At 65.8% G+C, this 12091-nt stretch carries 11 protein-coding genes; 4 read left to right on the forward strand and 7 right to left on the reverse strand.

From position 1 onward, the window contains the following. Position 1: 1 nt before the first annotated feature. Together P6U24_RS20510 and P6U24_RS20515 are read left to right on the forward strand one after the other, a co-directional pair. Positions 2-1060, forward strand: coding sequence for an alcohol dehydrogenase (locus P6U24_RS20510; RefSeq protein ID WP_407154326.1), 1059 nt, complete (start codon positions 2-4; stop codon positions 1058-1060). Positions 1061-1403: 343 nt separating this feature from the next. Beyond that, complete coding sequence (locus P6U24_RS20515; protein ID WP_407154327.1) at positions 1404-3479, forward strand: hypothetical protein; 2076 nt, start codon at positions 1404-1406, stop codon at positions 3477-3479. A gap of 193 nt (positions 3480-3672) precedes the next feature. Here the strand turns inward: P6U24_RS20515 and gmk are convergent, their stop codons facing one another. From gmk to fabD, 7 genes are all read right to left on the reverse strand, one after another. Beyond that, positions 3673-4332 (reverse strand): guanylate kinase, encoded by a 660-nt coding sequence (gene gmk, locus P6U24_RS20520; RefSeq protein WP_407154328.1) that lies wholly within the window; start codon positions 4330-4332, stop codon positions 3673-3675. A gap of 3 nt (positions 4333-4335) precedes the next feature. Then, a complete protein-coding gene (locus P6U24_RS20525; protein ID WP_407154329.1) occupies positions 4336-5223 on the reverse strand; it encodes a YicC/YloC family endoribonuclease in 888 nt (295 codons plus the stop codon). A gap of 119 nt (positions 5224-5342) precedes the next feature. Beyond that, complete coding sequence (gene mltG, locus P6U24_RS20530; RefSeq protein WP_407154330.1) at positions 5343-6605, reverse strand: endolytic transglycosylase MltG; 1263 nt, start codon at positions 6603-6605, stop codon at positions 5343-5345. 129 nt (positions 6606-6734) lie between these two features. Continuing rightward, the gene (fabF, locus tag P6U24_RS20535) at positions 6735-8000 is read right to left on the reverse strand and encodes a beta-ketoacyl-ACP synthase II (RefSeq protein ID WP_407154331.1); all 1266 of its coding nucleotides are present in this window, start codon (positions 7998-8000) and stop codon (positions 6735-6737) included. A gap of 290 nt (positions 8001-8290) precedes the next feature. Then, complete coding sequence (locus tag P6U24_RS20540) at positions 8291-8530, reverse strand: acyl carrier protein (RefSeq protein WP_006610957.1); 240 nt, start codon at positions 8528-8530, stop codon at positions 8291-8293. Between the two features lie 599 nt (positions 8531-9129). Further along, positions 9130-9867, reverse strand: a complete 738-nt coding sequence (fabG, locus tag P6U24_RS20545) for a 3-oxoacyl-[acyl-carrier-protein] reductase (protein ID WP_407154332.1) — start codon at positions 9865-9867, stop codon at positions 9130-9132. Between the two features lie 37 nt (positions 9868-9904). After that, the gene (gene fabD / locus P6U24_RS20550) at positions 9905-10864 is read right to left on the reverse strand and encodes an ACP S-malonyltransferase (RefSeq protein WP_407154333.1); all 960 of its coding nucleotides are present in this window, start codon (positions 10862-10864) and stop codon (positions 9905-9907) included. A 372-nt stretch (positions 10865-11236) separates the two neighbouring features. Here fabD and rpsF point away from each other — a divergent pair, with 372 nt between their 5' ends. Both rpsF and rpsR read left to right on the forward strand, forming a co-directional pair. Beyond that, complete coding sequence (rpsF, locus tag P6U24_RS20555) at positions 11237-11710, forward strand: 30S ribosomal protein S6 (RefSeq protein ID WP_407154334.1); 474 nt, start codon at positions 11237-11239, stop codon at positions 11708-11710. Positions 11711-11715: 5 nt separating this feature from the next. Next, positions 11716-11955, forward strand: a complete 240-nt coding sequence (gene rpsR, locus P6U24_RS20560) for a 30S ribosomal protein S18 (RefSeq protein WP_008963441.1) — start codon at positions 11716-11718, stop codon at positions 11953-11955. The last annotated feature ends 136 nt before the right edge of the window (positions 11956-12091 follow it).

Here is a 12091-nt window from a genome sequence, read left to right on the forward strand (position 1 = left end):
CATGGCATTGATGCGCCGCCAGTCGCTGGTCAAGTTCGACGCGCCGCTGTGCGAGACCATCGTCGAGACGCCGAAGCCGCAGGCGCGCGAAGTGCTGGTGCGCGTCGAGCGTTGCGGCCTCTGCCATTCCGATCTGCACATCCAGGATGGCTATGCCGACCTCGGTGGCGGCAAGAAGCTCGACACGACGCGCGGCATGACGCTGCCATTCACGCTCGGCCACGAGATCGCCGGCGTCGTCGACGAGATCGGCCCCGAGGTGCCCCAGGAGCTGATCGGCGCGAGGCGCGCCGTATTCCCTTGGATCGGCTGCGGCCAGTGCCGCGACTGCGCCAATGGCGACGAGAATCTCTGCGCCAAGCAGCGCTTCCTTGGCGTCTCCATCGACGGCGGCTTCGCGACTCATGTGCTGGTGCCCGACGCCAAATATCTGCTGGAATACGATCCGCTGCCTGTCAATCAGGCTGCGACGTTGATGTGCTCCGGCGTCACCGCCTATGGCGCGCTGAAGCGCCTCGTCAACCGGCCGCGACAACGCAACCTGCTGCTGATCGGGCTCGGCGGCGTCGGCATGATGGGCCTTTCCTTCGCACAGGCGATGTTCAAGCAGCCGATTGCGGTTGCGGACCTCAGCGCGGCCGCGCGCGAGACCGCGCTCAAGAACGGTGCCGCGATCGCCTACGACCCCAGCGAGCCCGACGTCTTCAAGCGCATCCTGAAGGAGACGGATGGCGGATTCGACGAGATCGTCGACTTCGCGGGCAACGAGAAGTCGATGGCGTTCGCGGTCTCGGTGCTGGCGCGCGGCGGCAAGATCGTGGTGTCCGGCCTGATGGGCGGGCAGTTCACGCTGCCGATGGTGCAATGGGTCTATAAGCGCATGACCATCGAGGGCTTCATGGTCGGCACGCTCAGTGAGGCGCATGAACTGATGCGGCTCGCGCGCGCCGGCAAGATCAAGCCGCCGCCAATGCAGGAAGAGCCGATGGCCGATGTCCAGAAATGGATCGACGCATTGCGTGCGGGCCGCGTGGTCGGCCGCATCGTGCTGACGAACTGATCGCCTCCTAAGGCGCGAACCATCGGACGTGCACAATCGTCAATACCGGTCCGGCGCCAGGTGGAATCACGGATTGTCGATCCCTGCTTCCGAGAACAGGTGAAATCGCACCTCTTTCGCGTGCACCCTGTGGAGAAATTGCCGCAGTTCCACAGGAATTATGTGGGCCAGAATAAATCCGGAATTGCGGCTCATTCCGACCCAACTTCTCTCCGAGAACACGGCGTTGGTAGCGTACCGGAGTCAAGAATTGGCCAGACGGACTGCAAAATTCGCATGCGCCATTCTTGCCGGTCTCGTCGGAAGTGCCTTGCTCACCTCGTTGCCGCGGATCCCCGCTGCCGTGGCGGACGATTGCCTGACGGCGCCCACCGGCGACAAAGCCGACGGCCAGCACTGGCGCTACCGCCTCGAACGCGGCCGCCGCTGCTGGTATCTGAAGGATTCGACCGCAGCCACCCAGAATAACGCTGAGGACACCACACCGCGCCAGGCAAACCGGGCGCCCTCCGCGTGGGATTTCGCGCAGCCTACGCCGCCGAAATTCACGACGCGACGCGGCAACGGCCCGGCGCCGCGCGCCAGCACGGACGCGCTCGCCGACGATGACGCCAAGCCCGCTGCAAAGACGCCACCCGGCGCCACGCCGAGCCTCGTGCGCACCCAGCCGGCAACCTCGTTCGACGAGAGCCTGCAGCGCAACGCGGCCGCACCGTCCTGGCAGCCGCTCGATTCAGCCGACATGGATTCGACGGCTTCGGCGCCTTCGGCGCCTTCGACGGCTTCCGCATCACCACTGCCGGACGAACTCGCCCTGCCAGCAGAGTCTGCCGCGTCGGCACCATCGCCCGACAGTCCTGCCGCACCGGCCAAACCGGCGAAGCCGGTCGCGCCGATCCGCAAGCTGCTGTTGGTCGTGGTGGGCGCATTGTCGCTGTCTGGCCTGCTGGCGAGCGCGCTCTATCGGCTCAGCAAGGTCGGGCGCCGCCACCGTCGCAACCGCAACTGGCAGCGCGCCATCGCGCGTGCCCGCCGGAGCCGCGACAAGCCGCGCGCCAAGTCGAAGGTGGTGCACGCCAGCGGCCGCAGCGGTCGCGCCGCCAAGCAGCGGCCGGTCATCGCGCCCGCGTCAAAGCGCGCGGCCCCGGCACCGGTGGTCGCGATCGAGCCCAAGCCGGCTGCGGCCGTTCGCACGATGCCGCCGGCGCCAGCGCCGCTGGTGGCGGTCGAGCCGCAAGCGGTTGTCGCCATGACGGCCGCCGCGGCCGATCCCGCTGCCGAGCTGGTCGATCTGCTGGCATCCCATGCGGCCAAGGCCCCACCGCCACAAACCGCGGCGGCTCCGCCGCGTCCTGCCGAACCGACGCCCGAGGTCACGCCCGCCGCGCCGGCCAAGGTCAACGATCCGGCCGCGGAGCTGGTCGACCTGCTCGGATCGCACGCAGCAAAGCGCGCTGCGCAGCCGCCGGCTGTCGAAGCCGCCACATCGGCGCTGCCTCCTCCACTCGAAACCGCGCCGCCACGGCTGCCGCTCGTCGCCGATCCCGCAGCCGAGCTCGCCAACCTGCTGGAGTCCCGTTTCGCGCCCCCGCCAGCGCCGCCTGCCAAGCCGGTAGCGGCTCGGCCTAAGCCGCGGCCGCCCGTCGCTCCGGTCAACGATCTGGCGCCAAAGGTGGTCGATCCCATCAGCGAGCTGGCGAACCTGCTCGAGGCTAAGGAGAACGAGCGGGCGTCGCGGTTCGGTGGCGACAATGCTCGGCATCGTAGCAGCCCGCCGCCGGCAAAGCCGGTCGATCCCGCCGCGGAGTTGTTCGACATGTTGGAGGCCCGCGCCGCCAGAACGCCGGCGTCACCAGCTCCCGCGTCGCAGCCGGTCAAAGCGGTCCAGCCGCGAAAGCTGGAGCCGTCGATGCCGGACCCGGTCAACGCCGCGCCAACGATCAAGCCGTCGCAGCCGAGCAAGGCCATGACGCCGCGCCGGAAGAGAGTCGCGCCGCCAGTAAAGGTCGATGATCTGCCGCCGACGACCATCGCCCCGGCACCTGCGGGGCCGATCAGGCATGCCGCCACGCCGCTCCAGGCGGCTGCGGCGAGGCCCGATGATGCCAGGATCATTCGTCCGAAGGCTGCCAGCCCCAAGGCGGCCGCGCCCAAGATCGCCACGCCCAAGCTCGCGGCTCCAAAAAGCGGCAAGAGCGCGCGTCGCGCGGCCGACGGCGCCCCTTCGCGCCGGAAGGACGCCGAGCTGCCGCCACTACCTCCCGCGCTGATGCTGGAGCCTGAGAACAATGGACCGGAGCCGCCGCTCGACTTCATCCCGCGTCCGCAGGCGCTGCGGCCGCGGATGCGCGACATCCGCCAGGACGAGTCGCTCGACGGCGTCCAGGACATCCTGGCGCGGCTCGCCAAGCACGGCTGAGCCGTGCTGCATCGCTTGTGAGTTATGAATTAGTTGGAGCTCCGCACGGCCAGCGCGGTCATTGCGAGGACCGCAAGCGACGAAGCAATCCACTATTTTACGCGTAGCTCTGGATTGCTTCCGCCGTCGCCCTTCGGGCTATGGCGGACACGTCGCTTCGCTCGCAACGACGTATTCAGCAGTCCTCGAGCGATCACGGCTCGAGCTGGCGCTGCAGCTCGCGTACGAAAGTGCTGAGCCCGGTGCGGCGCTCGCGCTTCAGCCGCTCCGCCTTCAGGATCGACTGCACCTCGGCGAAGGCCTCGTCGACATTGCGGTTGATGACGATGTAGTCGTATTCGGCCCAGTGGCTCATCTCGTGGCTGGCGCGGCTCATGCGCGCCCGGATCACCTCATCGGAATCCTGCGCGCGCGTGTGCAGGCGCCGCTCCAGATCGGCCGCGGACGGGGGCAGGATGAAGACGCTGACGACGTCGGCCCTTGCCTTCTCGCGCAATTGCTGCGTGCCCTGCCAGTCGATGTCGAACAGCACGTCCTGCCCTGCCGACAGCGCCGCCTCGACCGGCGCGCGCGGCGTGCCGTAGCGGTTGCCGAACACGGTGGCCCATTCCAGCAGCTCTTCGCGCTTCACCATCTCTTCGAAGCGCTGGGTGTCGACGAACAGATAGTCTTGCCCGTCCTCCTCGCCCGGCCGCTTTGCCCGGGTCGTGGCCGAGACCGACATGCGCAGGCCCGGCATCCGTTCGATCAGCAGACGCGACAGTGTGGTCTTGCCGGCGCCCGAGGGCGAGGACAGCACGAACATCAGTCCGCGTCGCTCGACACCATCGAAGCTGCCCTCATGAGCGGTCATGGATCACTCCAGATTCTGAACCTGCTCGCGGAATTGCTCGACCACCGTCTTCAGCTCGAGGCCGATATTGGTCAGCTCGATATCGTTCGATTTCGAACAGGTTGTGTTGACCTCGCGATGAAACTCCTGCGCCAGGAAATCGAGCCGGCGTCCGACCGGGCCGCCCTTCCGGAGCATGTCGCGCGCCTGCGCGACGTGAGAGGCGATGCGATCGAGCTCCTCGCGGACGTCGGCCTTGGCCGCGATCAGCAGCGCCTCCTGCGCCAGCCGGTCGGCATCGAAGCGGTCGGAGGTCTCCAGCAGCGCCGCGACCTGCTCGGCGAGACGGGCCTTGATCGCCTCCGGCTTGCGGCCGGGCGAGGCCTCGGCGCGCCTCGCCAGCGCCTCGATCTCGTCGATGCGTTGGCCGAGAACCTGACCCAGCGTCTCACCTTCGCGCCTGCGCATCTCGACCAGGCTCTTCAGCGCCGTGTCGAATGCGGCGATGACCGCATCCTTGGCGGCCTGGTCCTCGGCCTCGTCGCTTTCGGGCTCGACCACCTCGATCACACCCTTGATCGCGAGCAGCCCGTCGATGCTCGGCGCCACCGCGTCGATCTTTGCGGCGAGCGATGTCGCGACCTTGACGATGGAGGCGAGCACGTCCTCGTTGACGCGCACGGTCGAGCCGGCATCGGCGCGCTTGACCGTCAGGTTGGCGTAGACGGTGCCGCGCGACAACAGCTCGGCGCCGCGCTTCTTGGCGAAGGCTTCGACTTCATCCCAGCCCTGCGGCAGCCGCAGGCGCAGATCCAATCCCTTGGCATTGACCGATTTCAGCTCCCACTCGAACGCGTAGGGGCCGCTCGTCCCGTGGCTTCGGGCAAAGCCGGTCATGCTCGACAGTGCCATCGCTTCATTTTCTCCGGCAAATAAGGGCGCAGATTCGCCCCGCTCATAAAGCGCGCGAACCTTAAGGCCTTTTCGGCAAATGTTAAGTCCGGTTCTGCGGTCCCGGACGCGCGTTCAGATTATTGCTGAACAGCTGGTGCAGATGGCGCCGTACCGGCCCTGCCAGCGTTGGCCGGCGCCCGCGCAGGAGGCTTCTTTGCAGCCCCGGCGGGCGGCTTGGGGGTCGAGGCCACCGCAGCCGGATCGGCGGCCGCGTTCGCTGCTGCCGGCGGCGCATCGTCCGGCTCGACGGTATCGTTCTGGGTCTGCTTCTCCATCGCGCGCAATTTGGCGACGTTCTTCTGATGCTCGCCGTAGGTTTCGGTGAAGGCGTGGCCGCCAGAGCCATCGGCGACGAAATAGAGATCGCGGGTGCGGGCCGGGTTGGCGGTCGCTTCCAGCGAGGCGCGGCCCGGGTTGGAAATCGGCCCCGGTGGCAGCCCTTCGATCACATAGGTGTTGTAGGGCGACGGCTGGGCGATCTCGCTTCGCTTGATCGGCCGCCCCAGCGTGCCCTTGCCGCCGACCAGCCCATAAATGATGGTCGGGTCCGATTGCAGCTTGATCTTCTGCCGCAGTCTGTTGACGAACACCGCAGCGACGCGGCTGCGCTCATCCGGCTTGCCGGTCTCCTTCTCGACGATGGAGGCGAGCGTCACCAATTGCTCCGGTGTCTTGACCGGCAGATCGGGGCTGCGGCGCTCCCAGATCTCCGCCAGCACACGCTTCTGCGCCTGCTGCATACGCTGGATCACCTGCTCGCGGCTGGTGCCGCGCGGGAATTTGTAGGTCTCCGGAAGCAGCGTGCCCTCGCGCGGAATCTCCCGTACCGAGCCGGCGAAGATATCGTTCTCGGATAGACGCGCGACGATCTGCTCCGAGGTCAGGCCTTCCGGAATCGTCACGGAATGCTGCACCACCTTGCCTTCGACCAGGGTGGCGATCACGCTGCGCAGCGACGCGTTCTTCCTGAATTCATATTCGCCAGGTTTGAGATCGGGCGCGGCCTTCAGCGCGTGGACACTGCCAACGAAGATCCATGGATTGACGTCGATAACACCTTCCCGGTTCAGCACCTCGGCGATGTCCCGCGCACCGGCGCGCGCAGGAATGTTGACGATCTTGTCTTCCTGCAGCGGTCCAGGGGTCTCCAGCACCTGCCGCCCGTAGTAGTACACCGCGCCGGCACCGAGCATCAGAAAAAGCAGAAGCGTGATGATGGCATTGCCGACGACGACAAAGGGATTGCGCGCGCGGTCGGAGCGCCGCGGCGGCGGTGGCACCTGCTCCGGCTCCAGCGCAGCGCGCGGACTGCGTGGCGAGATGGGCGGCCTTTCACTCATTGCTGCAACTTTCGGTCCCGTCGCCCTGTCGCGGCCGTGCGATCCCTAACACAAGCGACCTGAAGTCTACGCCCGTCTTAACGATGTAGCAGCGAATACGGCGAAACGGTGGTTCGGCCGCTTCGCGTATCAGTTCACCACACGCCGTAGGATCACCGAGGCATTGGTGCCGCCGAAACCGAAGGAGTTGGATAGCGCGACGTTGATCTCGCGCTTGCGCGCCGTCTGCGGCACGAGATCGATCGCGGTCTCAACCGACGGGTTCTCGAGATTGATGGTCGGCGGTGCGACGTTATCGCGAATCGCGAGAATGCTGAAGATCGCTTCGACGGCGCCGGCGGCACCGAGCAGATGGCCGATCGACGACTTGGTCGACGACATCGAGACCTTCGAGCCCGCATTGCCGAGCAGCCGCTCGACGGCGCCGAGCTCGATCTCATCGCCGACCTGCGTCGAGGTGCCGTGCGCATTGATGTAATCGATGTCGGACGCGCTGATGCCGGCGCGCTTCATCGCAGCGCTCATGCTGCGGAAGCCGCCATCGCCGTCCGGCGACGGCGAGGTGATGTGATAGGCATCGCCGGAAAGGCCGTAGCCGGTGACCTCAGCGTAGATGCGCGCGCCACGCGCCTTGGCATGCTCATATTCCTCGAGCACGACGATGCCGGCGCCCTCGCCCATCACGAAACCATCGCGGTCCTTGTCGTAGGGCCGCGAGGCGCGCTGCGGCGTCTCGTTGAAGCCGGTCGACAAAGCGCGGGCCGCGCAGAAGCCGGCCATGCCGATGCGGCAGATCGGGGATTCCGCGCCGCCCGCCACCATCACGTCGGCGTCGCCGAGCGCGATCAGCCGGCTGGCGTCGCCGATCGCATGCGCACCGGTCGAGCACGCCGTCACCACGGCATGGTTCGGGCCCTTCAGCCCATGCTCGATCGAGACGTAGCCGGAGGCGAGATTGATCAGGCGTCCCGGAATGAAGAATGGCGAGACCTTGCGCGGGCCGCGCTCCTTGAGCAGGATCGCGGTGTCGGCGATGCCGGACAGGCCGCCGATGCCGGACCCGATCATCGTGCCGGTGGCGCAGCGATCCTCTTCCGAAGTCGGATGCCAGTTGGCGTCGTCGAGCGCCTGCTTCGCAGCGGCCATCGCGAAAATGATGAAGTCGTCGACCTTGCGCTGGTCCTTCGGCTCCATCCACTGGTCGGGGTTGAACGTGCCGTCGCTGCCATCACCGCGCGGCACCAGGCAGGCCACCCTGCTCGGCAGGTCGGAGACATCGAATGTGTCGATCACGCGCGCGCCGCTCTTGCCCTCGAGAATGCGCTGCCACGTCGTGTCGACACCACAGCCGAGTGGCGACACCATGCCGAGGCCCGTGACGACAACCCGCCTCATATCTGCTTCTCCAGACCCTTATGACTAAAGCGCAACGGCCGATGATGCGCCATCGCGCCTCAGATGATTGTTTGTGCACGATTCCGCCAGAGCGTAATTCTCCGGACCGCGGACGATCGTCTGGTCAGACCACGATCCTGCGGAATCGAATCACGGTCTCAACCTGCATGTGAGCATGATCCATTCGGAAACCCGATGTCCATCTATCGGGTCCATGCTCCAGTCAACAGCAAGAAACCGGTCGACCGCGCGCGCGGTCCGGCCGGTTTCTGCAACACCATGACGTGGTGTCAGCTCTTGGCGTTCTTCTCGAGGAACTTGGTCGCGTCGCCAACCGTCAGGATGGTCTCCGCGGCGTCATCCGGAATCTCGCAGCCGAACTCTTCTTCGAACGCCATGACCAGCTCGACCGTGTCGAGGCTGTCAGCGCCGAGGTCGTCGATGAAGCTCGCGTTGTCGACCACCTTCTCTGGTTCGACACCAAGGTGCTCGACCACGATCTTCTTAACCCGCTCGCCAATCTCACTCATCGTTCAACCTCGTGCTTGTTCCCTTAAGATCCGACCCCCGGATGATTAGGCGTCATCCCGGCCGTTTAAACTTCCTTCGCGATCGCGCAAAACTAGATGTGCCCCGCGGCGCCCCGTTTCCGAAATCGGCAAGGACCAGCGCGTGGCCCTGAGCAACTTTGGAAACGGGGCAACCACAAATCCATTGCGTCCAGTGCGGCTCCGAACGTGGTTCCTGACGCCTCAGGAACTCAGGATCAGTGGCACTAGCCGACGGAAGGCCCCGGCGAACGACGGCAAGCTTCGCCCCGCCAATATACAGGGTTTCGAAATCCTGCAATGGCGTTCTTCAGTCCTCCGTCGGCGGTTCGGTTATCATAAACGCAAAACCTTGCCTACAAGCCCCGACGGGCTGCCGGGCGACTCCTTTTCGCCGTATTCAAGGCCCGGCTCGTGCCCTAGCGCCCACCTGCCGAAGTCCGTGCACCATGGCCGCAACAGGCTTGCGAACTCCGCAAGCCGCAGGCTGTAACAAGCCAATGATTCTAGTGCCGCTTTCGATCCGAACTCCCTGAAGAGATTTTGCGCCGGGTGACTTAAGGGACTTCAGATCGGCCGCGTTAGATCATCGCCATGCCGCCATTGACGTGAATCGTCTGTCCGGTGACGTAGGCCGCCTCGTTCGAGGCGAGATAGACCGCAGCTGCAGCAATGTCCTCGGGCGTACCCAAACGGGCCGCCGGAACCTTGGCCAGGATGGCTTCGCGCTGCTTGTCGTTGAGCGCATCCGTCATCGGCGTCTTGATGAAGCCGGGCGCAATGCAGTTCGCGGTCACGCCCCGCTTGGCGTATTCGCCGCCGAGCGTCTTGATCATGCCGATGATGCCGGCCTTGGAGGCGGTGTAATTCCCCTGCCCGGCATTACCCGTGACACCGACGATCGAGGTGATGGCAATGATGCGGCCGAACCGCTTGCGCATCATCAGCTTGGTCGCCGCGCGCGCGAGACGGAATGTCGCGGTGAGGTTGACCTTGATGACCTCGTCCCAATCCTCGTCCCGCAGCTGCACGAACAGATTGTCGCGGGTGATGCCGGCATTGGCGATGAGAATATCGACCTGGCCCATCGCCTTCTCGGCGTCCGGCACCAGCGCCTCGACCTCTGCCGAGTCTGAGAGGTTGCAAGGCAACACGTGAACACGTTCGCCCAGCTCGCCCGCGAGCGTCTCCAGCACCTCGCGTCGCGTGCCGGAAATCGCAACGGTTGCGCCCTGCGCGTGCAGCGCCTTCGCAATCGCGTTTCCGATGCCACCGGTCGCACCGGTGACCAGCGCGGTCCTGCCACTCAGATCGAACATTCAACTCTCCTCAATGCCGCGGTCCCATGCGGCGATCTTACGCCGCCTGCGCAGCGCTCAAAGCATCCTTCGCACCGGCGATATCGGCCGGTCCACCCACGGCGATTCCCACAGCGCCGTCGGCAATGCGCTTGACGAGCCCGCTCAGCACCTTGCCGGCGCCGATCTCGAAGAATCGGGTGACGCCCTGCGCCGACATATAGGCGATCGACTCGCGCCAGCGCACCGTCCCTGTGACTTGTTCGACCAGGCGGCGGCGAATCTCGTCCGGATCGCTGATCGGCGATGCCAGGACGTTCGATACCAGCGGCGAAGCCGGCTTTTTGATGGTGACCTTGGCCAGCGCCTCCGCCATCACATCGGCGGCAGGCTGCATCAGCTTGCAGTGGAACGGCGCCGACACCGGCAGCAGCATCGCGCGCTTGGCGCCCTTGGCCCGCGCGATCTCTACCGCGCGGTCGACCGCGGCCTTGGCGCCGGAGACCACGACCTGCCCCGCGCCATTGTCATTGGCCGCCTGGCAGACCTCGCCCTGGGAGGCTTCCTCCGCGACCGCAACCGCGGTCTCATAGTCGAGACCGAGCAGCGCCGCCATGGCGCCGACGCCGACCGGCACGGCCTTTTGCATCGCAAGCCCGCGCGTGCGAAGCAGCCGCGCAGTGTCGGCAATGGTCAGACTGCCGGCCGCGGCGAGCGCGGAATATTCTCCAAGCGAATGGCCTGCGACGAACGCCGCATCCCGGCCAACGGAAAATCCGGCCTCGGACTCCAGCACGCGCAACGCGGCGAGCGAGACCGCCATCAGGGCCGGCTGGGCGTTCTCGGTGAGCTGCAGGGTCTCGGCCGGCCCGTCCCAGATCACCGCGGTCAGTTTCTCGCCAAGCGCCGCATCGACCTCGTCAAACACCGCCCGTGCGACCGGAAAGGCCTCGGCCAAGGCTTTGCCCATGCCAATCGCCTGGGACCCCTGTCCCGGAAAAGTAAATGCTGCCGTCATCGGCCGCTCCTTGAAACGTTCCCGAATTCCCCTGGAAAGCGCGGTAAGACACCGCCCGGGGCAGTCATGTCAAGCGTGTGACAGGCTGGGAACGGCCTGATTCTCGCGCGTTTCGGCCTGGTTTCCCTTGCCAGGAAGGAGAAAATCGGTATAAGCGCGCCATTCCGTAGGTCCCGAGCCGGGAGCTGAACGGACGGTCTCAGCAAAATCACCGCTTTTGGCGACTTGATCGCGCCGGCGACTTTGATGTGACAGGGCCAGTCGGCCCGTCGTCCCGTGTTTCCGCCTTCTGAGCTAACCTCTACGAGTCCTTTCCAAAAGGGCTCGAAGGGCTTGACGCCGGGGCCTGCGCCAACCTTGGAAAGGACAGCCATGCCGCTTTACGAGCATGTTTTCCTCGCGCGTCAGGACGCGAGCACCCAGCAGGTGGAAGAACTGACGACCCAGATGACCGGCATCGTCGAAGGCCTCGGTGGCAAGATCACCAAGACCGAGAATTGGGGCGTGCGCTCCCTCACCTATCGCATCAACAAGAACCGCAAGGCGCATTTCGTCCTGCTCAACATCGACGCGCCGGCGGCGGCGATCGCCGAAATCGAGCGTCAGGAGCGCATCAGCGAGGACGTGATCCGTTATCTGAGCGTCCGCGTCGACGAGCATGAGGAAGGTCCCTCGGCGATGATGCGCAAGGCCGATCGCGACCGCGAGCGTGACGACCGCGGCAGTGGATTCCGCGGCGAGCGCGAAGGTGGCGGCTTCCGCGGTGATCGCGACGGCGGCGGTTTCCGCGGCGATCGCGGCCCGCGCCGGCCGCGCGAAGACACTGAAACTGCGGATGAGGAGTAAGAACAATGGCTGAAGCCCCCGCACGCCGCCCCTTCTTCCGCCGTCGCAAGACCTGCCCGTTCTCCGGGCCGAACGCGCCGAAGATCGACTACAAGGACTCGAAGCTGCTGATGCGCTACGTGTCCGAGCGCGGCAAGATCGTGCCGAGCCGGATCACGGCGGTGTCCGCCAAGAAGCAGCGCGAGCTCGCGCGGGCCATCAAGCGCGCCCGCTTCCTCGGCCTGCTGCCTTACGTCATTCGCTAAGACATCCACGGCCGGCGTCCCGACAAGCGCCGGCCGTCTCTCAGTTCACTTGGTTCATAAGGCTTCCGGGTCGTTCCGGTCGCCGATGGTTGGGGTCGACGAGAACCTCTAACCGCTCGAAGGAGAGCGGGACAGC

This window comes from Bradyrhizobium sp. STM 3557 (assembly GCF_045571465.1).
GTDB lineage: Bacteria > Pseudomonadota > Alphaproteobacteria > Rhizobiales > Xanthobacteraceae > Bradyrhizobium.